This is a genomic window from Dermacoccus sp. BD5 (assembly GCF_044878485.1).
In the GTDB taxonomy this organism is placed as follows: domain Bacteria; phylum Actinomycetota; class Actinomycetes; order Actinomycetales; family Dermatophilaceae; genus Dermacoccus; species Dermacoccus nishinomiyaensis.
Genome location: NZ_JANJER010000006.1, coordinates 91578 through 114025 on the forward strand (window position 1 = coordinate 91578; position 22448 = coordinate 114025).

21 protein-coding genes are annotated in these 22448 nt (G+C 68.8%); 8 read left to right on the top strand and 13 right to left on the bottom strand.

The features are described from left to right. Positions 1-155: 155 nt before the first annotated feature. Together aroQ and NQ706_RS06490 are read right to left on the bottom strand one after the other, a co-directional pair. A complete protein-coding gene (gene aroQ, locus NQ706_RS06485; protein WP_038566690.1) occupies positions 156-599 on the bottom strand; it encodes a type II 3-dehydroquinate dehydratase in 444 nt (147 codons plus the stop codon). Between the two features lie 77 nt (positions 600-676). Then, a complete protein-coding gene (locus NQ706_RS06490) occupies positions 677-2059 on the bottom strand; it encodes an MFS transporter (protein ID WP_051805536.1) in 1383 nt (460 codons plus the stop codon). Between the two features lie 145 nt (positions 2060-2204). Between NQ706_RS06490 and NQ706_RS06495 the strand changes: the two genes are divergently transcribed. Continuing rightward, positions 2205-2567 carry a nuclear transport factor 2 family protein gene (locus NQ706_RS06495; protein WP_038566685.1) on the top strand — a complete coding sequence of 121 codons (363 nt, stop codon included), beginning with the start codon at positions 2205-2207 and terminating at the stop codon, positions 2565-2567. A gap of 163 nt (positions 2568-2730) precedes the next feature. On the opposite strand, the gene NQ706_RS06500 is transcribed toward NQ706_RS06495, so the two are convergent. The 3 genes from NQ706_RS06500 to NQ706_RS06510 all read right to left on the bottom strand — a co-directional run bounded on the left by NQ706_RS06500 (position 2731) and on the right by NQ706_RS06510 (position 8502). Beyond that, positions 2731-4641, bottom strand: coding sequence for an NHL domain-containing thioredoxin family protein (locus NQ706_RS06500; RefSeq protein ID WP_038570124.1), 1911 nt, complete (start codon positions 4639-4641; stop codon positions 2731-2733). Between the two features lie 646 nt (positions 4642-5287). Continuing rightward, positions 5288-6319: a nitrilase-related carbon-nitrogen hydrolase gene (locus NQ706_RS06505; RefSeq protein ID WP_038566681.1), complete on the bottom strand. Its 1032-nt coding sequence runs from the start codon at positions 6317-6319 to the stop codon at positions 5288-5290. 2 nt (positions 6320-6321) lie between these two features. After that, complete coding sequence (locus tag NQ706_RS06510) at positions 6322-8502, bottom strand: cytochrome c oxidase assembly protein (protein WP_038566679.1); 2181 nt, start codon at positions 8500-8502, stop codon at positions 6322-6324. 213 nt (positions 8503-8715) lie between these two features. Between NQ706_RS06510 and NQ706_RS06515 the strand changes: the two genes are divergently transcribed. The 3 genes from NQ706_RS06515 to NQ706_RS06525 all read left to right on the top strand — a co-directional run bounded on the left by NQ706_RS06515 (position 8716) and on the right by NQ706_RS06525 (position 12337). After that, positions 8716-9207 (top strand): MarR family winged helix-turn-helix transcriptional regulator, encoded by a 492-nt coding sequence (locus NQ706_RS06515; RefSeq protein WP_051805534.1) that lies wholly within the window; start codon positions 8716-8718, stop codon positions 9205-9207. A gap of 18 nt (positions 9208-9225) precedes the next feature. After that, positions 9226-11121, top strand: coding sequence for an MDR family MFS transporter (locus tag NQ706_RS06520; RefSeq protein WP_038566677.1), 1896 nt, complete (start codon positions 9226-9228; stop codon positions 11119-11121). Positions 11122-11257: 136 nt separating this feature from the next. Continuing rightward, on the top strand, positions 11258-12337 hold the full coding sequence (locus tag NQ706_RS06525; protein ID WP_038566675.1) for a hypothetical protein: 1080 nt from the start codon (positions 11258-11260) through the stop codon (positions 12335-12337). Between the two features lie 46 nt (positions 12338-12383). On the opposite strand, the gene NQ706_RS06530 is transcribed toward NQ706_RS06525, so the two are convergent. The 4 genes from NQ706_RS06530 to hisC form a co-directional block, all read right to left on the bottom strand. After that, on the bottom strand, positions 12384-13850 hold the full coding sequence (locus NQ706_RS06530) for a dihydrolipoamide acetyltransferase family protein (protein WP_038566672.1): 1467 nt from the start codon (positions 13848-13850) through the stop codon (positions 12384-12386). Between the two features lie 14 nt (positions 13851-13864). Then, on the bottom strand, positions 13865-14905 hold the full coding sequence (locus NQ706_RS06535; RefSeq protein WP_038566670.1) for an alpha-ketoacid dehydrogenase subunit beta: 1041 nt from the start codon (positions 14903-14905) through the stop codon (positions 13865-13867). Beyond that, positions 14902-16119 carry a thiamine pyrophosphate-dependent dehydrogenase E1 component subunit alpha gene (locus NQ706_RS06540; RefSeq protein WP_081873553.1) on the bottom strand — a complete coding sequence of 406 codons (1218 nt, stop codon included), beginning with the start codon at positions 16117-16119 and terminating at the stop codon, positions 14902-14904. Before NQ706_RS06540 ends, NQ706_RS06535 begins: the two co-directional genes overlap by 4 nt. Before the next feature lie 251 nt (positions 16120-16370). Next, complete coding sequence (gene hisC / locus NQ706_RS06545) at positions 16371-17477, bottom strand: histidinol-phosphate transaminase (RefSeq protein ID WP_038566667.1); 1107 nt, start codon at positions 17475-17477, stop codon at positions 16371-16373. A gap of 100 nt (positions 17478-17577) precedes the next feature. Here hisC and NQ706_RS06550 point away from each other — a divergent pair, with 100 nt between their 5' ends. Together NQ706_RS06550 and NQ706_RS06555 are read left to right on the top strand one after the other, a co-directional pair. Then, positions 17578-18633 (top strand): esterase family protein, encoded by a 1056-nt coding sequence (locus tag NQ706_RS06550; protein ID WP_038566665.1) that lies wholly within the window; start codon positions 17578-17580, stop codon positions 18631-18633. Positions 18634-18701: 68 nt separating this feature from the next. After that, positions 18702-19106: a phage holin family protein gene (locus tag NQ706_RS06555; protein ID WP_038566662.1), complete on the top strand. Its 405-nt coding sequence runs from the start codon at positions 18702-18704 to the stop codon at positions 19104-19106. Positions 19107-19109: 3 nt separating this feature from the next. Here NQ706_RS06555 and NQ706_RS06560 read toward each other — a convergent pair whose 3' ends face one another. Further along, positions 19110-19529 (bottom strand): NUDIX hydrolase, encoded by a 420-nt coding sequence (locus NQ706_RS06560; RefSeq protein WP_353887039.1) that lies wholly within the window; start codon positions 19527-19529, stop codon positions 19110-19112. Between the two features lie 142 nt (positions 19530-19671). Between NQ706_RS06560 and NQ706_RS06565 the strand changes: the two genes are divergently transcribed. After that, positions 19672-19884, top strand: coding sequence for a pentapeptide repeat-containing protein (locus NQ706_RS06565; RefSeq protein WP_171969818.1), 213 nt, complete (start codon positions 19672-19674; stop codon positions 19882-19884). Here the strand turns inward: NQ706_RS06565 and NQ706_RS06570 are convergent. Continuing rightward, positions 19821-20396 (bottom strand): DivIVA domain-containing protein, encoded by a 576-nt coding sequence (locus NQ706_RS06570; protein WP_038566659.1) that lies wholly within the window; start codon positions 20394-20396, stop codon positions 19821-19823. The genes NQ706_RS06565 and NQ706_RS06570 overlap by 64 nt on opposite strands. A 126-nt stretch (positions 20397-20522) precedes the next feature. Here NQ706_RS06570 and NQ706_RS06575 point away from each other — a divergent pair, with 126 nt between their 5' ends. Beyond that, a complete protein-coding gene (locus tag NQ706_RS06575) occupies positions 20523-20744 on the top strand; it encodes a hypothetical protein (RefSeq protein WP_038566657.1) in 222 nt (73 codons plus the stop codon). Here the strand turns inward: NQ706_RS06575 and NQ706_RS06580 are convergent. Both NQ706_RS06580 and NQ706_RS06585 read right to left on the bottom strand, forming a co-directional pair. Next, complete coding sequence (locus NQ706_RS06580) at positions 20734-21699, bottom strand: NADPH:quinone oxidoreductase family protein (RefSeq protein WP_038566655.1); 966 nt, start codon at positions 21697-21699, stop codon at positions 20734-20736. The two genes, NQ706_RS06575 and NQ706_RS06580, sit on opposite strands and share 11 nt — an antisense overlap. Positions 21700-21701: 2 nt before the next feature. Continuing rightward, positions 21702-22415, bottom strand: a complete 714-nt coding sequence (locus NQ706_RS06585) for a TetR/AcrR family transcriptional regulator (protein WP_074039683.1) — start codon at positions 22413-22415, stop codon at positions 21702-21704. Between the last annotated feature and the right edge of the window lie 33 nt (positions 22416-22448).

Genomic DNA, 22448 nt, shown 5'->3' on the forward strand with positions numbered 1-22448 from the left:
TTTCCACCCTAGGCGAGAGCGGTGACAACCCGTCCGCGACCTTGGTCCCGTGCGTCGGGCGACGCGTCCGCCCGAGTCAGCCGTGCGTCGGTACCGAACACCACACCCGACGAATGTGGAGAAAATCGCAGATGTGGACAGGAATCGCAGTTGGGTCAGGGGGTCGCGGCGAGCGCAGCCAGGCGACGCAGCGCGAATTCGTAGCCCTGGACACCACACCCGACGATGACGGCCACCGCCTTGTCGCTCAAGTACGAGTGGTGCCGAAACGCCTCGCGCGCATGGACGTTCGAGATGTGCACCTCGACGAACGGCGCCTCGACACTCGCGAGAGCATCCCGGATGGCGACACTCGTGTGCGTGTACGCCCCCGCGTTGATGACGATGCCCCCGCTGTCGTGACGGATGCGCTGGATCTCGTCGACGAGCGCCCCCTCGTGGTTGCTCTGGAAGCACTCGACGCCGAACCCCAGCTCGTCACCGACCCGCGCGGCGAGCGCCTCGACGTCAGCGAGCGTGTCGGCACCGTAGATCGACGGTTCGCGCTCACCGAGCAGGTTGAGGTTCGGGCCGTTGAGGACGTGCAGCGTGCGAGTCATGGGCCCATTGTCGTCGGGTTCGGGCGACGGATCCAGGTGGTGCCCCGGTGGTGGTTCCGCGGCGCCTCGGGCATCCGTCACACCGCGTCCGCGCTACGCCCCGTGCTGCGGTGACCGAGCACCCCCACCGTCACGACGAGCAAGCCCATCGCGACGGCAACGATGACGAACACCGGTGTACTGCCGTGGTCTTCGAGCACCGGCAGCAGGATGAACGGCAGGAACGCCGTGACGAGCTTGCTCAACGAGTACGCCGCGCCGGCAGCCGTGCCACGGATCGCCGTCGGGTACGAATCGGCGAGATACACGTGGTACGCGTTCGAGAACAGGTTCGACGCGCACGAGTACAGGAAGCCGGCGGCGATGATCTGAGCCGTCGACGACGCGAATCCGAACCACAGGCCGAAGATCGCCATGAGCGTCGCCGTCGCCATGACGAGGTACTTGCGCTCGATGCGCTCGACGATCGGCACGGCCAGCAGCGACCCGAGCGGGTAGCCGAGGTAGCTGAGCGCGACGAACAGCAGCGAACTCGTGACGCTGTAGCCCTTCGCGACGAGGACGAGCGGCGCCACCGTCCCGAAGCCGTAGTAGCCGAACACCTCGAGGGCCGACAGCAGCCACAACATGATCGTGCGCTTCGTGTACGGCGCCTTGAACAGCGACGCCATCGAGACCTGGCGGGACGCGACGGGCGTGAGCGACGCGTCCGGCTCGGCGAGGGTGTGGCCCTCGGCGCGCGCGGCGTCCTCGAACTCGCGCGTGATCGCGTCGGCCTCGTCGTGACGGCCCTGTGCCTCGAGCCAGCGTGGCGACTCGGGCAACCCGGTACGCACGGCCCACACGACGATCGAGCCGATCGCGCCGAAGACGAACAGCCAGCGCCATCCGTCGATGCCGAACGGCGTCATCGGCACGAGCCAGCGCGCGAGGAAGCCGACCGTCGGCACCCCGAGGAAGCTGATCGTGTACGCCCACGAGATGAACTGCCCGCGCTTGTTCTTCGGCAGGATGTCGGACAGGTAGGAGTCGCCGAGCGCGTACTCGCCGCCGATGCCGATGCCCGCGAAGAACCGCGTGATGACGAGCCACGCCGCGTTCGGGGTGAACGCGCCCGCGAGCGAGAACGCCGAGTAGAGCGCGAGGTTGACCATGAACGCCTTGCGCCGCCCGATGCGGTCGGCGAGGCGCCCCATGAACAGCGCCCCGATGAACTGCCCGATGAACGCCGACGCGAGCACCCACTTGAGCACGTCGCCCTTCAGCGCGAAGTCTTCCTTCAGCACCGCGGCGATCGTCGAGGCGAGAAAATTCTCGTACGCGTCGAAGAACAACCCGAGGCCGATGACGCCCGTGGCGAGCAGATGCTTGCGTGTGATCGGGAGCCGGTCGAGGCGTGCGGCGACCGACGTCCCCGTCGCGGGTGCCACCGACGCATTGGGCAGCGATGCTTCTGTCATCGCGGCAGCCTAGCCGCGGTGAGACTCGCGCACTAGGTTGAGGTCAGACAGCGATACACGGCATGCGGTCGGCTCGGGCCGACCGCATGGCGGTGGCGACGGACGATGCTCGGCCGCCACAACCACGTGACGAGAGGACACCCGAATGCAGCGCGAATCCGGCGACGCTCACATCCGCCGCTACTACGAGGTCGTCGACGCCGGCGACGTCGAGGGCGTGCTCGACATCTTCACCGACGACGCCACCTACTGCCGCCCCGGATACGAACCCATGGCCGGCCGCGAGGCGCTGCGGGCGTTCTACTCGGGCGATCGCGTCATCGAATCGGGACGCCACAGCGTCACGTCACTGCTCATCGACGGCGACGAGGCGTTCGTGCGCGGCGAGTTCAACGGGGTGCTCAAGGACGGCAGCGACGCGCACCTCGAGTTCGCCGACTTCTTCCGCTTCGGCGCCGGCGATCACATCGCCTACCGCCAGACGTACTTCTACGCTCCGCTCGTCTGACGCCCGGGGGGCACGCTTCGAAGGGGTGCTGACGTCACGTCGGCGGAGCATCGATCGATTACTCGACGTGCTGAACACCGCCCATGCGGGCGCACTGCCTGAGAGCGGCGACCCCGCATCGCCGAGTTGCAGCTCCCGGGGCCGGCAAGAGCAGACGTGATCGTCAGACGCCGCGCAGGTCGAGCGTCAGCGTGCGGGGGCCGTCGCCGGTGATGACGAGGGGGATGCCCCAATCCTGTTGGTAAAGATGGCAGGCGGCGTGCTCGGGCACCTCGCCGGTGTCGGGGTCGCCGTCGCAGGCGGCTGCGCGGACGCTGACGTGCAGGATGGCCGAGCCGACGCTCTCGTCGATCGTCAGCGTGCGCGTGAGCCCCTGCTGCTTGCCCGCTCCGTCGCGGAGGAACGCCTCGGGAGAGCTGCTCACCTGCAGCATCGTCGGGTCGCCGTAACGGTGGTCGAGTTTCTGCCCCGCCGGCGGCGTGAACGTGACGACGAGTTCCACTGCGCCCGAGGCGATCTCGCTCGGCGGGCGCTGCGTCTGCTGCGCATCGCCCTCGATGCGTTGCGCTTCGGCGGTCAGCGCCACCGGCGTCAGACGATGGGCGTTCGACTCGACGACGAGCAGGTGTGCATCAGCGTCCACCTCCCCCGGGACGACGATGACGTCGCTCGGTTCGGCCAGGCCCGTGGCGAGCGTCGTCACCTCGCCGCTCGACGGGTCGAAGCGCCGAATCGCGCCGTTGTACGTGTCGGCGACGGCGACGGATCCGTCGGGTAGTTCCGTGACACCGAGGGGATGCTGCAGCAGCGCCGCGTCAGCCGCGCCGTCGACGTGGCCGAAGTCGAACAACCCTTGCCCGACGTGGGTCGTCACCTCGAAACCCTCGTTGCTCACGCTGAGGCTACGCAAGGCACTCGTCTCGGAGTCGGCGACCCAGACGTGTGAGCCGTCCGCGCTCGTCGCGAGACCACTGGGCTGCGCGAACCAGGCGTCGTGGGCGGCGCCGTCGCGGATGCCCTCGTTGCTCGTGCCGGCGAGCACGGCGACGGTGTTGAGCTCGGGGCTCTCGCCCAGATGCAGCGCCCACAGCTGGTGCGTGCCCGCCATCGCGATGATGACGCGGTCGTGCCACCACGCGAGATCCCACGGCGTCGACAGCGCCTGATGCAGCGCCGGGCCGCCGCCGTCACGTTCGCGCAGCTGCTCACCGGTGCCCGCGACGGTGCGAATCCGCCCGTCACTCAACCGAATCGCCTTGATCTCGTGGTTGACGCTGTCCGCGACGAGCAGGTCGTCGCCGGTGCGTGCGCGAGCCTCTTCGGGAAGGAGCAACAGCCCCTGTGGTTCGTTGAACACCCCCGAGCCGCCGTAGCGCGCCAGCTCCGTCTCGCCGTCCTCGGCGAGGTGCACGACCTGGTGGTGCGCGGTGTCGCTGACGAAGAAACCCCCTCTCGTCAGGTGCTCCCCGGCACCCGCGGAAGCGGCGGCGTCGTCCGCGCTCTGACGGCCCGTGGGCTGCGCCTGCACCGGGCGAGCCGGCGCGGTGATGACCTTTCCCGGGAAACGCAGCAACGTCTCGGGGGCAGGCGGCGCGACGTACGGACCGTCACCGCGACGCAGCGTCCCCTTGGTCGTGTGCTCGGCGATGAGGTCGTCGATGAGCACGCTCAATCCGTGCGCGTGTCCTTCACCGGACATCGACGCGACGATGTAGCCCTCCGGGTCGAGGACGACGAGCGTCGGCCACGCGCGCGCCGCGTACGCCTGCCACGTCGTGAGGTCGGGGTCGTCGAGGACGGGGTGGTGCACCGCGTACCGCTCGACGGCGGCTTCGAGGGCATCGCGATCGGCCTCGTGCTCGAACTTCGGCGAGTGCACGCCGATGAGGACGAGCTGGTCGCCGTATTTCTCCTCGAGCGGGCGCAATTCATCGAGCACGTGGAGACAGTTGATGCAGCAGAACGTCCAGAAGTCGAGGACGACGACCTTGCCGCGCAGGCTCGTCAGCGTGATGTCGGCGCCGCCGGTGTTGAGCCAGCCCCGCCCCGTCAGTTCCGGCGCCCGAAGTTTCATGACCGCTACCCTACGCGCCCGATCTTGCGTCACGAACGCATGCAATACCGCGCGTTCACGACGCAAGATCAGCGGCTGCACCGGCCAAGGCTGACTCACGTCGCCGAGCACGTCGCCGACCAACACCTGACGCTTGAGCTTGGGCAGCAGCCGCAGGGCGTGCATCATCGCCTCGGGCCGCGCCATTCGTCGTTGCGCCACCATGCTGAGGACGGTCGCCGCCGCACGATCACTGCGCGCCCATGACGCCAACCGCGCAGGCCTGCCAGCATCACCGCCTCTCGCCGTCAGCCCAGGCGGAATTGCCGGCGTTGAGCACGGCGACCACGATGGGTGATCGTTCGTCTCACCACCCGGCTGCGAGCACGTGCACCGCCTGTGTCCCGAGCACGCGGAATCGCCCCGCGACCACGTGCGTCCGGATCTGATGACGCGTGCTGCCCAGCTGACGTAGTTGCCCCCGCGACACCACCCCGAACATTTCGACGCCAGTTCGCAGGCGTCAACGTGGGTCGCTTGCGCTGAAGTCACCCTCCGAGGGTGCCCGAATCGGGGTGGCGCGCGCTGAGGCCCTGTGGACAACCCGACCTTGGGTCATGAACGCGCGGTATGGCGCGCGTTCATGACACAACATCCGGGGCCGCGGTCAGAGGCGACGGTCGCTCAGGACGGGGAAGGCCTCGCGGGTGGCGGCGACGTCGTCGAGGTCGATGTCGAGGGTGATGGTGCGTTCGCCGCGCCCGGCTTCGGCGAGCACCTCACCGGTCGGCGAGACGATGGCCGAGTTGCCGCCCATCTCCGTACCGGCGTGCGTGCCGGCGGTGTTGCAGGCGATGACGAACGCCTGGTTCTCGATGGCGCGAGCCTGCAGCAGCGTGCGCCACGCCGCGACGCGCGCAGCCGGCCAAGCGGCAGGGATGACGAACACCTCGGCGCCCGCGTCGACCTGCTTGCGGTACAACTCGGGAAAACGCAGGTCGTAGCACGTCGACAGACCAACCTTGACGTGGCCGTCGGGCGCAGACGCGCCCTTCCTCGCATCGTCGGCGACACTCGCGGCGGGGGCATCGTCCACCTCGCTGGAGGTGCTCATGTCGCCGTCGAGGTTGACCCCGGCCAGTTCGGCGCCCATCGCCCATTCGCTCTGTGACGCCTCGACGCAGGCCTCCGGGTTCGCCGGGTCGCAGACGGCGCCGTCGCCGTCGTCGACTGCGACTTCGGCGGCCATGGCGCCACCGGCCCTGTCACCCAGCGCCAGGTCGAGGACGATGACCTCCTCGCCGGCTTCGATCAATTTGGGTTCGCCGTTGCCGAAGCCAAATCGGTGGATCTTGCGGTAGGTGCCGACGAGGTCGCCGTCACGGTCGAACATCAGCGAGGTGTTCCACAGCCCGCGCCCCTCGGGGCCCTTCTCGCCGGGCTTCTCGATGATCGAGCCGGCGTGAACGAATGCGCCGACGTTCGCCGCGGCCTCTGACAACGCCCGCGCGACGGGCCCTTCGACGCTCTGCGCCTTCTCGTTCCACGCCGGGTAGTCGAAACCTCCGGCGCTCCACAGCTCCGGCAGCACGACGAGGTCGGCGCCTTTCTGCGACTCGACGAGCGACGCGACGCGTTCGATGCGCGCCCCCATCGGCTCCGAATCGGTGTAGGCAAGCTGGATGACGGCGACGCGCATGGCTACTCCTTGTCGATGCCCCCGACGGTGACGCGGCCGGATTCGGCGCGCCCAGAGGGCTGCTCGGGACGTTCGTCGTGCTCACCCTCGACCGTAGTCGACGCCGCTGCTTCCGTCGTGCTCGACGACATCTGACGGGCCGGTTCTTCACCCTCCGCCTGAACGGGGGACGCAGCCTGACCACCCTGACCACCCCGCGAGGCGAGGTAGGCGTTGTAGGCCTTGAGCTCAGCGTCACCGTCGCGTTCGGCACGACGCTCCGCGCGCTGACCCTCGATGCGGTCGGATCGGTACCACTGCGCGGCGACGACCATGGCGAGCAAGAATGTCGGGCCCTCACCGGAGCCCCACGTGATCGTTCCGGCGGCCTGCTGGTCGCGCAGCGGATCCGAGACGTAGTGCAGGGCGGTGAAGAACGAGGGCGCGAGCAACGTGCTACCCGTCATCATCGCGACACCGAAGAATGCGTGGAACGTGATCGTGATGAGCAGCACGAGCAGCCGCAGCGGCGCCGGCCACTTCTTGGGGCCGGGGTCGATGCCGATCAGGGCCCACGCGAACAGGTAGCCACTGACGAGGAAGTGGATGTTCATGAGGATGTGCCCGGTGTGCGTGCGCAGCGCCAGCTCGAAGAACGGCGTGTAGTAGAAGACGATGAGGCTGACGAAGAACAGGGCCGAGCTGACAGCAGGGTTGGCGACGACGTTGAGGTAACGGCTGTGCACGACCGACAGCAGCACCTCGCGCGGTCCGCGTGTGCCGTCGGAGCGCTTGGGCCATGCCCGCAGCATGAGGGTGACGGGCGCGGCCATGACGAGCAGGATCGGCACCGTCATCGAGATGACCATGTGTCCGGCCATGTGGACGCTCATCATGACGCGTCCGTAGACCCCGGCGCCGCTGTCGATCGTCACGATGAACACGAGCCAAGCGAGCACCCACAGGATCGTGCGGTGGATCGGCCAGTGGTCGCCGCGGCGGTGCAGGCGCACAGCCCAGCGCACGTACTGGACGATGGCGATGACGGCGAACGTCGTCATCAGCCACTCGATGCGCCACTGCGAGAAGAAGTTCGCGGGCGTCAGAACGGGCGGCGCCGGGTATCCGGTGAGCGCGACGACCGGGTCGGCGCTCTCGACGACCTGCCCTGACGGCGGCGCGGAGCGCGCTAGCGCCGCAGCGAGGCCCATCGTCGCGCCCATGACGAGCGCCTCGACGAGGGCGAGCCGGGCGAACAGCGCCTTGCTGGGCCGGTCGCTCGCGTCACGTTCGAGGACGGCGACGACACGGCGTCGCTGCATGAGCCCGAGCGCGCCGAGCACGACGAGGCACAGTGCCTTCGCGACGATGACGAGGCCGTAGCGCGTCGTCACGTACTGGCTGAGGTCGGGTACGCGCAGCGTCGAGGCGAGCACGCCGGAGAAAGCGACGAAGCCGACGCACCACGTCGCGACGCTCGAGTAGCGCCGCACCGACGCTGCCGCGGCCTTGCCGAGGCGGCCCCACATGACGCCGAGGGCGATGATGCCGCCCACCCAGAGCGTCACGGGGACGAGGTGCATGATGAGCGAGTCGACGGCCGTCTCGTGATCGCTCGAACCGGCGGCGTGGCCGCTCAACGCGATCGGCCACAGCGCGAGCAGACCGAGTGCCGTCATCCATGCCAGGCTCGTACGCGAGGAGTGCCACCAGCAGACCACCGCGATGACGAGCGCCGCGATCGCCGTCAGCATCGGGTTGCGCAGGATCTCCAGCTGCCACGTGTTGCTCCACCACTGACCCGTGTACCCGCGCGAACCGACGGGGATGCCGGCCAGGTCGCCGTAGCTGAGGTAGCTGACGACGAGGGTCGCGCCGAACCACAGGGCTGCGCTGATCGAGGCCCAGCGCCCGATGCGCGCGACCCGCATCGTCTTGTGGCCCTCGGCGACGAGAAACGCACCGAGCCCGGTGAAGCCGATGGTCGCCGCCATCGCGACGTCCGCCGCGGGCTTGAACAGAGCGATGCCCCAGCGCACGATCGCGCCGGCGTCGAGCAGCTGCTGCGCCTTGCTCGCCCCGGTGAACACGACTGCTCCGGCCGCGACGGCGACCGCGAGCGCCATCGCAGCCGCGAGCAGACGCCCGCCACCGAGCGGCCCTGTGGGGGCAGACGGGGTGGGTTTCGTGGCGCTCGAACTCATGCGCCCAGCCTACGTGGGCCCGGTGACAACCCCTCGCGCCACCCGATCCCCGCACGTCCGGCGTCGTCATGCCCGACAGGGCCCGCGCGGCCCGGCGACCCATCCATCCATCCGATCGACCCCACCCCAATAAATTTGCTTGCATGGCACAACCAAACATATAGTTGTGCAGCCCAAGCATTCTTGGGCACTCCCTCCCCTCAAGGAACCGAAGTGACCGTCGACCTCCCCGTCGCACGCGACATCGCGACATCCTTCGTCGGGGCCGCGAAGGCGATGAGCGCGCACAAGCGCAAGTTGCCACGACCCCACCCGCACGCCGACCACGGCGCGCTGCCCCTGCTCTACGCCCTCGAGGCGGAGCCGCTGCGCGTCTCGGCCCTCGCCGACATCGTCCACTCCGACGTCTCGACGGTCAGTCGCCAGGTGAGCGCACTCACCGACGGCGGCCTCGTCACCAAGATCTGTGATCCGCAGGACGGTCGCGCGCAACTCGTCACCCTGACGCCCGACGCGCGCGAACTCGTCAGCACACTGCGCGAGGATCGCGCAGTGTGGATGCAGAACCTGCTCACCGATTGGAGCACCGCGGAAGCCCGCGAGTTCCAGCACCTGCTGCTCAAGTTCACCGCATCGCTCGATGCCTACCAGGGCGGCTGCACGCCCCGCGCCGGGCAACCCACTCCCCTCCGTCCCCCAGCCTGAACGTCGAAAGGCACCCTCTTGTCTGCACAGACCGCTGCGCCACCCGCGCAGCAATCGAGCTCGGCAGAGCTCTCGCACGGCCAGATCATGACGATCCTCGCGGGTCTCATGATGGGCATGTTCCTGGCCGCACTCGACCAGACGATCGTCTCCACCGCCATCCGCACCATCGGTGACGACCTGCACGGCCTCTCCGCGCAGGCCTGGGTGACGACGGCCTACCTCATCACCTCGACCATCGCGACCCCGCTGTACGGCAAGCTCTCCGACATCTTCGGCCGCCGCGGGTTCTACCTGTTCGCGATCGTCATCTTCGTCATCGGCTCGCTCGCATGCTCATTCGCGAACAGCATGTACATGCTTGCCGCGTTCCGCGCCATCCAGGGCATCGGCGCCGGTGGCCTCATGTCGCTGGCCCTCGCGATCATCGGTGACATCCTGCCGCCGCGCGAACGCGCCAAGTACCAGGGTTACTTCCTCGCCGTCTTCGCGACGAGCTCCGTCCTCGGCCCCGTCATCGGTGGCTTCTTCGCCGAGCAGGGCCACATCCTCGGTCTCACCGGCTGGCGCTGGGTCTTCCTCATCAACGTGCCGATCGGCATCGTCGCCTTCCTCGTCGTCGCCCGCACCCTGCACCTCGAGCACACGCGTCAGGACCACCGCATCGACTACTGGGGCGCCGTCGCGCTCACGGTCGGCCTCGTGCCGCTGCTGACCGTCGCCGAGCAGGGACGAACGTGGGGCTGGGGTTCGGGCAAGTCGATCGCCTGCTTCGCCATCGGCATCCTCGGCCTCATCGCTTTCGTCCTCGCCGAGGCGAAGATGAAGGACGAGGCCCTCATCCCGCTGCGCATCTTCCGCCACCGTGCCGTGACGGTCACCGTCGTCGCCTCCGTCATCATCGGCATGGCGATGTTCGGCGCCATGATGATGCTGCCGCTCTACATGCAGATCGTGCACAACGCCTCCCCGATGAAGTCGGGCCTCATGATGCTGCCGCTCGTCGCCGGCATGATGACGGCCTCCATCACAGCCGGCCAGTTGACGGCTCGTACGGGTCGCGTGCGCGAGTTCCCGATCATCGGCACCGCCATCGTCACCGTCGGCATGTTCCTGCTGCACACGATCAGCGCCGACACGCCGCTGTGGCAGGTCATGGTGTTCATGGCCATCGTCGGCATCGGCCTCGGCAACTGCATGCAGGCGCTGACGCTCATCGTGCAGAACGCCGTCAGCCCCCGCGAGATCGGCATGGCCACCTCGTCCGCCACGTTCTTCCGTCAGATCGGTGGAACCGTCGGCGTCGCCATCTTCTTGTCGATGCTGTTCTCGACGGTCGGCGGCAACATCAAGACGAACCTCACCGACGAGGCGAAGACGCCCGCGTTCCAGCAGGCCCTCAAGAGCGGTCTCGCCGACAAGGAGCTCATGAAGGACGAGCACGCCTACGGCATCCTGCAGAGCCTGGCGAACCCGAAGTCCGGCGGCGGCGCCCTGAACAACGTGAGCGAGGACTCCTCCGTCATCGCTCGCCTGCCGAAGGCTGTTGCTCACCCGTTCGAGGCAGGCTTCGCGCAGTCGATGGACCACGTGTTCCTGCTCGCCTCAGGCATCGCACTGCTCGGTTTCATCACCCTGCTGTTCCTGCCGAAGATCGAGTTGCGCAAGCAATCGGCGATGGCCGCGGCCGCGGCGCAGGACAAGTCGAACGCCGAGCTCGCCGCTGACGGTGGCGCGGCACGTCGCGCCGACACCGTAGCCGACGGTGGCGTGGACGCAGGTTCGACGCCCGCCGACGAGACGCACGATGACGTGAGCGACGCCGTCGCCGCTGCCATCGCGCGCGTCGAGGCGCGCAAGCATGGCGAGCAGGTCGATCACTCGGTCGCTCGTCACGCCTCCCACGACGAGTGACGGCTGCTCGCGACGCACGCTGAGTGATGCCCACCCCGACCTGGTCGGGGTGGGCATCACTCGTCTTCGGCGCACCCGATGTTTGAATGGGCGGTTCATCGTCGGCGCCGCACGCCGGGCCGAGGGAGGGACAGGCATGGAGCAGTGGCAGCTCGATCACCCCGAACGCGGAACGTTGGAGGCCTACGTCGGGTCGGCTGACGAACTCCGTACCGTCGACCCGGGATTCACACCCGGCGCACCGGATCCCGGCCGCGACGATGACGGCACGGGCGCGTCGCCGGTGGGCGACGAGGGGCACGGGGTCAAAGAATCTTCGACGGGTGCGCCGGTCATCACGCCGGCCGGTGCCAGTCGCGCCCGCGGCAGCACCCGCCGCCGGGCAGGCGAGCGTCTGCCCCTCTCGCCGGGTCGAAAGGAGAAGCTGCGCACCCACCTCGGCCTCGACGATGAGTGGGCGCGCCCAGGGCTCGTGCTCATGCGTGACGGGGTGGTGTTCGCCCGCCGCCGCAGCATCGGCAACGTCAAGATCCGCCTCGTGCGTTCCACACCCGACGGGCACTTCACCGAGCACACCCAGGCGACGGAGAAGCCGCGCGTCGAGGTGAGCGTCAACCCGGTGCGCGGGTACGTCATGGACGTCCAGCTGCGCGACGACGGCGGGGTCACCGCCTTCGATGCGCCGGTGGGTTCGATGGCGGCACACCGGTACGCCGCGATGGATTCGTCGCCGCTCAAGCGGGTGCTGTACCCGATCCTCGGCGGGCTCGGCAAGAGTGGATGGGCGGTCAGCGTGCTCGTCCTCGGTCCCCTCGTCGCGCGATTGCTCGCGTGGATCTTCGGCCCGATCATCGCGTGGATGGCATCACTCGTGCCGGACATCGACTGGCCCGACATCCCATGGCCGAGCGTCTCGTGGCCCTCGGTCGACCTGCCGTCGATCCCGTGGCCCAGGCTGCCGTCGTGGACCCCACCGGGCTGGCTCGCATGGTTGCTCGAGCACCCGAAGGTATGGGTACCCATCGTCGCGGCCGCGTTCTGGGGCGTCACCGCGAACCGCAACCGCAGACGCTCGGAGCGCAAGAAGGCCGAGTGGGCCAAGCGTCACGCGTACGCGCGCCTCGCGGCCGATCTGCACGCCCTCCACGACTCACGCACCGAGGAAGATCAGGGCGCAGCTGAGTCACTTCGTGCCACGCGAGTCAGTCAGGACTGACGCAGGTGGCACGACGTGACTCAGCCGGCCGAACGAGGGAGCGAAATCAGCCCCAGAGCATCGCCTTCGCAGGGTTCTCGAGAATCTGGCCGACGGTCGACAGGTACCGCGAACCGACGTCGCCGTCGATGATGCGGTGGTCGAAGCTCAAGGACAGCTGCGCGATCTGGCGGATCACCATCTCCTGCTCGCCGCGCTCGTTCTCGACGACCCACGGCATCGGACGCACCGTGCCGATGGCGAGGATGCCGCTCTCACCGGGCTTGATGATCGGCGTGCCCGAATCGACGCCGAAGACGCCGATGTTCGAGATCGTGAACGTGCCGCCGTTGAGGATGGCCGGGCTCGGCTTGCCGTGACGTGCGATCTCGACGAGCTTCGCGATCTCACGCCCCAGGTCGCCGAGGCCGAAGCGGCCGGCGTCCTTGACGTTCGGCACGAGCAGCCCACGGTCGGTGGCCGCGGCGATGCCGAGGTTCACCTCGGAACGCATGACGATCTCGCCGTTCGCGTCGTCCCACAGTGCGTTCATCATCGGCTCACGCTGCATCGCGATGAGGCACGCCTTCGCGACGACGAGCAGCGGCGTCACCTTGATGTCCTTGAGCTCGCGCATGCCCTGCAGTTCGCGGACGAACTCCATCGTGCGCGTCATGTCGACGGTGAGGAACTCCGTGACGTGCGGCGCCGTGAACGCGCTGCTCACCATGGCCTGCGCCGTCACCTTGCGCACGCCCTTGATCGGGATGCGCTCGTCGCTCAGACCGGCCGGGGCCGGAGCGGCAGCCGTCGGCTTGTCGGGGCGCACCGACGGGGCACTGGCCGCAGCCTTCGCGACGGTGTCCGCACTCGGCGCTGGTGGGGCGCTCGACGCGACGCTCGGCGTCGACATCGCCGCGGGCGCGTTTGAACCCCCGGCCTTCTTCACGTCGTCCCGAGTGACGACGCCGTCGTCGCGCGAGGGTTCGACAGTATCGATGTCGACGCCCTGCTGCTTCGCGAACCCGCGCGTCGCGGGGGCGGCGAGCGTGCCGCCACCCGACGCGCCGCCACCGGCTCCACGGCCGCGACGAGCGCGGCGCGTCGAGCTCGACGGCGTCGGGCCGTAGCCGACGAGCGTCTTCTGCTGCGGCTCGTCATCCGACTCGCCGGTCTCGGCGGGCGCGACGTCGGCCGCCGTCTGCATCTCGGCCGCGACCTCGCCACCGTCGGCAGCTCCGGAAGCGTCATTGGCGGCACCGGCAGCGCCATCGTCCGCAGGGGCTGTATCGTCGCCGACGTCGATCGTGACGATCGGCGTGCCGACCTCGACCGTCTCGCCCTCGGGCACGAGGATCGATGCGACCGTCCCGGCCCACGGGATGGGCAGTTCGACGAGCGACTTCGCCGTCTCGATCTCGAGGACGACCTGGTTGACGTCGACGGTGTCGCCTGCGGTGACGTGCCACGTCACGATCTCGGCCTCGACGAGCCCTTCACCGGGGTCGGGCAGGGTGAACTCTTGAATGGCCATGTTCGGCGGTACTCCTAGAAGCTGAAGGACGCGTCGACGGCGTCGAGGATGCGGTCGAGCCCGGGCAGGTATTCGCGCTCGTGGCGGCTCGGCGGGTAGGGGATGTCGTAGCCGGTGACGCGTTGCACGGGCGCTTCGAGCGAATAGAAGCAGCGCTCCTGCAGGAGCGCGGCCAGCTCGGCGCCCACGCCGTACGAGCGTGCGGCCTCGTGCACGATGACGGCGCGGCCCGTCTTGCGCACGGACTCGCAGATCGTCTCCTCGTCGATCGGCGACAGCGTGCGCAGGTCGATGACCTCGAGCGAGCGACCCTCCGCCTCGGCGGCCGCGGCGACGTCGAGGCACGTGCGCACCATCGGGCCGTACGCGAGCAGCGTCAGGTCGGTGCCCTCGCGCAGCACCTCGGCCTCGAACAGGCCGCGAGCGGGGCCGGCTGCGAGGTCGAGCTGGTCGGGGCTGGGCTCGTGGTAGCGGCGCTTGGGCTCGAAGAAGATGACCGGGTCGTCGCAGTCGATGGCCTGACACATCATCCAGTACGCGTCGACGGGGCGCGAGCAGACCACGACGCGCAGGCCGGCGGTGTGCGCGAAGTACGCCTCGTTCGACTCGCTGTGGTGCTCGACGGCGCCGATGCCGCCGCCGAACGGGATGCGGATGACCATGGGCAGCTTGACGGCGCCCTCGGTGCGGTTGTGCACCTTGGAGACCTGGCTGACGATCTGGTCGAACGCCGGGTACACGAACCCGTCGAACTGGATCTCGACGATCGGGCGGTACCCGCGCATCGCGAGGCCGACGGCCGAACCGACGATGCCGGATTCGGCCAGCGGCGGGTCGATGACGCGGTCGCCGAACTCCTTCTTCAACCCGTCGGTCAGGCGGAAGACGCCGCCGAGCTCGCCGACGTCCTCACCGATGACGACGACCTTGTCGTCGGCCGCCATCGCGTCGTGCATCGCCGCGTTGAGCGCCTTGGCAAGGGAGAGCTTCGGGGCCTTCTTGGGTTTCGCGGCCTTCTCGGCGCCGGGGGCCGTGCTCGTGGAAGCGCCGCTCATGCTGCATCGTCCTCGAAGGAGGCGAGGTAGGCCGCGAACTCGTCGCGCTGAGCGGTGAGCTGGTCGTCCATGACCGTGTAGGCGTGGTCGAACATCGCCGTCATCTCTGGGTCGGGCATCTCGAGGCACGAGCGGCGCCACTCGGCGGCGAGCTCCTTCGCCTCGGCGTCGACGTCGTCGAAGAACGCCGCGTCGGCGTGGTTCTCGCGCTCGAGCAGCGAACGCAGACGTGCGATCGGATCCTTTGCCTTCCACGCCTCGACGTGTGCCGAGTCGCGGTAGCGCGACGGGTCGTCGGACGTCGTGTGCGCGCCCATGCGGTAGGTGAACGCCTCGACGAGCGTCGGGCCGAGCCCGCTGCGCGCGTTGTCGAGGCTGCGACGGGTGACGGCGTACGTCGCGAGGACGTCGTTGCCGTCGGTGCGCACGCCGGGGAAGCCGAAGCCGTCAGCGCGCTTGTAGGGCGGGATGATGAACTGACGCGTGTTCGGCTCGCTGATCGCCCAGCCGTTGTTCTGGATGAAGAAGACCATCGGCGAGTGGTTGACGGCCGCGTAGACCATCGCCTCGTTGAAGTCGCCCTGGCTCGTGCCGCCGTCGCCGGTGAATGCCATGACGGCCGCGTCGACGTTCACGTCCCCCGTGCCGACGACACCGTCGAGGCGCAGGCCCATGGCATAGCCGACGGCGTTGAGCATCTGGTTGCCGATGACGATCGTCGAGGTGTTGAAGTTGTGCTTGCGCGGGTCGTGGCCGCCGTGCGTGACGCCGCGGTAGAGCGCGAAGACCTGGCTCGGCTGGATGCCGCGGCAGAACGCGACGCCGTGCTCGCGGTAGCCGGGGAAGCCGTAGTCCTGCTCGCGCAGCGCGTGGCCGGCGGCGACCTGGGCGGCCTCCTGGCCGAGCAGCTGCGGCCACAGGCCGAGCTCGCCCTGGCGCTGCAGGCTGTAGCCCTCGATGTCGAATCGGCGCACGAGCACCATGTCGCGGTACATCGCGCGCACCTCTTCGGCCGTGATGGCCTTGAGCGCTTCCATGTAGGGCTCATTGACGCTCGTCATCGGCGAGCGGGTGCCGTTGGGTGCGATGAGCTGCACCATGTCGGGGCCGCCGTCGGTGATGTCCGGCTTGCCGTCGAGGGCATGACCGGCCACGTGCGTCACCCCATCGAGGTGCGCTGCGTGATTGGTGCGCGAAGCGTCGGGAATCGTCATCGTTTCCTCCTTGCGCGACGTCGCCCTGAGTGCGGGGCGCGAGGCGTTCGGGGGTGACGTCACGGAGTGCGGGACGCCACCACAGGGCTTGTGACGCAGGTCACGCCACCTAGGAGACGCTACCTGGCTACCGACGAGTAATTCGCATCCGAACGACGGTTTCTTCGGCCAGGTTCACAGTCGTATCGAGGCGCGAAACCCCCGTCTCACGATGTGATCGGCATCACTCGAATCTAGCCCGCAGAGACGACTCACCCCGCGTAGAAGCGCGTCACGACGTCGATGAGACGGTCGTTGGCCTCGACCTCGGCGATCGTGCAGCGCACGCCGTCACCGTCGAAGGGGCGCACGACGAGTCCGTTCTCGTCCGCGAAGGCGGCGAACTCGAGTGCCCGCTCGCCGAGCGGCAGCCACACGAAGTTGGCCTGCGTGTCGGGGATGTCGACGCCCGCCTCGCCCAGGGCGTCGACGACGCGTCGACGCTCAGCGACGAGGGAGACGACGCGCTCCTGCAGTTCGTCGAACGCTGCGATGCTGGCGATGGCGGCCTTCTGCGCCATGTCACTCACGCCGAACGGGGTGGCCGCCTTGCGCAGCGCCGTCGTGATGCGCGGGCGCGCCAACGCGTAACCGACGCGCAGCCCCGCGAGGCCGTAGGCCTTGGAGAAGGTCCGCAGGACGACGACGTTGGGAAACTCGCGGTAGATGGCGAGCGCGTCCGGCGCATCGTCCGCGACGACGAACTCGAGGTAAGCCTCGTCGAGCACGACGAGCAGATCCTCCGGCAGCGACCGCAGGAACGCGCGCAACTCGTCAGCACGCACGCTCGGGCCTGTCGGATTGTTGGGTGTGCAGACGATGAGCAGCCGCGTGCGATCGGTGACGGCAGCCGCCATCGCATCGAGGTCGTGCCGCGCGTCGGCGTCGAGCGGCACCTGCACCGAGCGCGCCCCCGCGAGCGCGACGACGATCGGGTACGCCTCGAACGAGCGCCACGCGTAGACGACCTCGTCGCCCGGCTCGCACGTGATCTGGATGAGGGAGGCGAGGACGCCCACCGAGCCCGTGCCGAAGCTCACCTCGTCGGCGCTCACACCCACCCGCTGCGCCAGGGCGTGCGTCAGCTCCGACGACGCCATGTCCGGGTAACGGTTCATCGTCGTCGCGGCCTCGCGCACGATGTCGAGCACGGACGGCAGCGGCGGGTACGGGTTCTCGTTGCTGGAGATCTTGAACACACTCGTGACGCCGCGCTCGGAATCCTCCGCGGCCATGGCCGCCGGCCTGCCCGGCTTGTATCCCGGCACGGAGTCGAGGGTGGTGCGCAGACGGACGGGGGTCTCCAGCGATTCGCTCATGCTCCCAGCCTAGGCCGCGCGAGGTTTCCAGATGCTCCTCATCGTTCCCCCAGCAAGGGCACCTTTAATGACGCCGAGAATCAGATCAGGGGAGGCCACCTTGTCCATCACCAGCCCGTCGCTGCTCACCCTCGTGGTGATCGGCGCCGTCATCGTGCCACTGGCGCTCGTCCTGGTGCGCCAGCGCACGAAGGCGACGTGGCAGCGCGCCGTCGGCAGTTGGGTGGCGGTCGTCGTCGCCCAGGTGCTCGCCGTCGCCTCCCTCGGGCTGTACGTCAACCGTCAGTACGGTTTCTACTCGAGCTGGGACGACGCGCTCGGCAAGACGGACAACGGCGCGGCCGCCATCGCCGCCGGTGGTGTCGACGCCAGCTCAGCCGGCAGCGGCCGCTTCGAGTCGTTCCCCATCACCACACCGGGCGGTGGCACCGCGCAGAGCGTCGCCTGGTTGCCGCCGGGCTACCACGACAAGACGAACGCCAACAAGCGTTACCCCGTCCTCGTCGTGCTGCCTGGCTACGCCAACACCGTCGGCTCCACCGTCGAGAACCTCAACTTCGGTCAGACGGCTAGCGCTCTCGTCGAGAAGGGGACGACCGCCCCGTTCGTCGCCGTGTTCGCGCCCTACCAGACGGTGCAGGGACGCGACACCGAGTGCACCAACATCACGCACGGCCCCCAGGAACTGACGTTCCTGACGCGGACGGTGCCCAACGCCATCCGTTCGCACCTGCGAGTCGCCAAGGAGTCGAAGCAGTGGTCGGCGCTGGGCTGGAGCACCGGCGGGTACTGCGCGGCCAAGGCGCTCTACACCCGTTCCGGTTCACCATGGGGCTCGGCAGTCTCGATGGGTGGGTACTTCGAATCGATGACGGACGGAACGACGGGCGACCTCTACCGCTCGAAGAGTGAGCGCGACCTCAACTCCCCGTCCTACCTCTACCGCCTCTACCAGATGCCCACGACGCGCATGCTCCTCGTCGCTAGCCGTGAGGACAAGGCGACCTGGACCACCTCGAAGCGCATGGCCGACCTGGCCAAGGCCGATCCGCACGTGTCGGCGATGTGGATCGCGCACGGCGGGCACAACTACAACACATACGTCCCCCACCTGGGCGAGATGATCCAGTGGGCGTTCACCCAACCGCAGACCTGAGGCCGGCCGTCAGCGAGCGCGCCGCTCAGATCGAGGAAACATTCAGCCCTACGGGGCAGAGTGGGTTCATGCGCACACTCGTCAAGGTCGCCATCAACGCGGCCGCCATCTGGGTGGCCGCCGCCCTGCTCGAGGGCATGACGCTCGCGGACGGGTTCACGACGAACTCGACGAAGCTGGTCACGGCACTCGTCGTCGGCGCACTCTTCGGCGTCGTCAACGCGCTCGCGCGGCCCCTCGCGAAGCTGCTCGGGCTGCCGTTCCTCATCCTGACGCTCGGGTTGTTCATCTTCGTCATCAACGCGGCGATGCTCATGCTGACGTCGTGGCTCGCGGGTCAGCTCGGCTTCGCGTTCCACATCGACCGCTTCTGGCCGACCGCTGTCGTCGGCGCCGCCATCGTGTCGGTCGTGTCATGGGTCCTCGGGCTCATCATCGACCCGGACGACGAGCGCAGCGACTACCGCGTCTGAGGCTCAGGCCCAGCCCGGCTCGTCACCGTTCTCGAGGTAGACACCGCTCTCGCCGTTCTCGATCGCCGTGACGGCGCGCCGGATCACCTTGGCGGTGTAGGCCGCGACGCGGTCGTCGAGTTCGTCGAGGCCGACGAAGTGGATGCCGGCGATCTCCTTGCGCTGCAGCGCGAATTCGCCTGCCGGACGGTCGAGTTCGACGTCGAACAGGTAGAGCATCGCGTCGTCCCAGCCGCGCCACGGCGGCAGCCACGACACGACACGCAGACCTGTGATCGTCGCCGTCGCGCCGAGTTCCTCCGCGATCTCCCGCACGAGGGCGTGCGCCGGTGACTCGTGCGGGTCGACGACACCGCCGGGCAGATCCCAGAACTTCTTGTACGACAACTGACACAGCATGACCCGACCCTCGGCGTCACGCACGAGCCCCTGGGTGATGGTGCGCGTACGCGGCAGCTTGCGGTTGAGGTAGACCGCCGCCTTCGAGACAGTGTTCTCGTCGGGCAGGCCCTCGGCGTCGACCTCGGCGCGCGTCGCACGACGCAACTCGTCGGCCCCTGCAGGTGTGCCGCTCTGCGCGGCGTCGTCGACCGGCGAGCTCGTCGCGGGGGCTGACTTCTCATCGCCTGAGTTCTCGAGGGCGCGGTTCTCGGGAGCCTGGTTCTCAGGGGCCCGGCTGTCGTGGGCGGGCTTGTCGGGATCGGTCATCGCTCGTCATCCCTCCGGTCGCAGGTGGGCGATCTCGTCGAGGAAGTCGTCGACTTCCTTCGGGTCGTAGCCGCGCCGCAAGCCCGACGACGCGAAACGCGCCTGCGCCGGGTCGGGCAGCTCGACGCCGCGGCGCATCGCGACGACGACGGAGTCGAGGTAGTCGTCGACGTCGCTCTCGTCGTAGCTCGTCGCCGTGCGCCGCAGCAACGTGAAGTGCTTGTCGCGCACGCGATCCATCTGCTGCGAACTCCAGCGCGGCGCGCCGTCACGCACCCCCGCGAAGGCCGCCAGTTCGGCTTCCTGAGCGCGACGTGCCACGTCCTGCGGATCCTCGATCGGCGTGGTGCGTCGCCACACCGACAGCACGGTGCGCAGACCGTCGACCTGCCCGAGGTTCAGCCCGCCGCGCGCGGTGCGCCGCATTACCATCGCATCGAGGTCGGGCAGCGGCTTGCCGGCTCTCATCGCGATGACGGCGCGACGGCGCAGGCGCTCGACGTCCTCACGTTCGTACCCGATGGTGCTCGGCGCGAAACGCGCTCCTTCGACGCAGGCGATCTGCTCGGAACTCCACGACATGCCCCCACCTTTTCACGTCCTCGCAAACCCCGCCCGCCGACGATCCGTGCTTGGCTGAGCCAAGAGCGTGAGTCGCACCCTAAGCGCGATCGGCGCAGGCGACGCGGCTGCTGAGGGGGAGGCCATTTGCCGACGAGCGAGTACGTCACGACCCACGCAGGTTCCGGTGTCATCAACGCCGTCCTGGCCGGAATGCTGGGGCTGCTCGCCGTGACGGTGTTCGTCGTCGGCGCCCTCATCGGCGCCACCGGCCTGCTCGTGCGCCGGGCCTGCAGAGCGGATCCCGAGCAGAACGAGGCGAGTGCGCCCGGCTCGGCACCGGGCGGCACCCGAACCGTCACAGCGTGAGGACGAGCTTGCCCGTCGCGCGGCGCTCCTCCATCTCGGCGATGGCCTCGCCGGCACGCTCGAGGGGGCGCACCTCGCCGAGTACGGGTGAGAGTTGACCGGAGGCGACGAGCGGCTCGATCGCCTTCCACTGCGCGGGGACGGTCTCGGGGCGCGGCATCCAGAACGCGCCCCACCCGACGCCGACGACATCGACGTTGTTGAGCAGTAGCCGGTTGACCTTCACCTCGGGAATCGCGCCGCCGGTGAACCCGATGACGAGCAAGCGGCCTTCGACTGCGAGGCTGCGCAGCGAGTCGGTGAAGCGGTCGCCGCCGACCGGGTCGACGACGATGTCGACGCCGCGGCCGTCCGTCAGCTCCATGACGGCGTCCTTGAACCCGTCGGGCGCGATGACGTCGTCCGCGCCGGCCTGGGTGGCGATCGCGCGCTTGTCGTCGCTCGAGGCAACGGCGATCACGCGCGCACCACGCGCCTTGGCGTGCTGGATCGCGGCGATGCCGATGCCGCCGGCCGCACCATGCACGAGCACCGTCTCCCCCTCGGCCAGGCGCCCACGTCGGTCGAGGGCGAACTGCACGGTGAGGTAGTTCATGGGCAGCGCCGCACCCGTCTCGAAGCTGACGTCGTCCGGCAGGTGGAAGACGAACGGCGCTGCGACGCACACCTGCTCGGCCATCCCCCCGAAGCCGGGGAAGGCGACGACACGGTCGCCCACGCTGAACCCCGACCCCTCGGGCGCCTGGGCGACGACGCCCGCCACCTCGGCCCCGAGCGTGAACGGCGGCTCGGGCTTCATCTGGTACAGCCCACGGGTCAGCAACGCGTCGGGGTAACACAACCCGGCGGCGCGCACGTCGATGAGCACCTCGTGCGGCTTCGGCGTGGGGGCGTCGACGTCGTTGATACGGACGGCACCGGGCCCGTCGAGGGTGACGACCTGAACTGCGCGCATGGCTACTCCTTGGTGGGGGTCTGGGAGGTGTGATCGTGAGGGGTGACAGGCTTGGGCACGTCAGGCCCGCAGTCGTGGCGGGGCGCGCCGTCGTCCTGGGGGGAGAAGTGCGACGGCGTGATCGCCACGCCGCTCAACGCGTCGAGCGCCGCCAGCGCATGACGGACGGTGGCGCCGGCGTCGAACTGCTCGCGCACGGCGGGGCGTGTGCCCTGGACGGCAAGATCCTCAACGTACGCGAGCCAGGCGTGGACGACGGCGGGGTGCGGCGTCGTCGAATCGGGTTCTGTGGCAAGCGAATCGAGGACGATGCCGGTGAGGCGCTCCCGCAGCGTGACAGCGACCTCGGCTCCCCCGACGTCGGCGAGGCTGCCCTCGACGAGGGCGCGATAGAGCTCGTGTCGGCGTTCGATCTGAGCGACGAACGCCTCGACCATCGCGGCGAGCGCCGCGCGGCCCGTCACGTCGTCGGGCGGGGTGACGTTGCGCAGGATGCGGCGACCCGCGGCTGCGACGACAGCCTCGTAGTACGCGGTCTTCGACGGGAAATAATGGAAGAGCAACCCGCGCGAGATGCCGGCCTCCTCGGCGACGGCGTCGAGCGCGACGTCCTGGATGGGTCGCTCGGTGAGCATCTTCAGCCCGATGCCGAGCAGCTGACGGCGGCGCTCGTCCTGTGTCAGGCGCTGACGGGGTCTGGAATCTTTCTCGCTCACCCTATTGAGCATTGCTCAACAAAGGGGTTACGG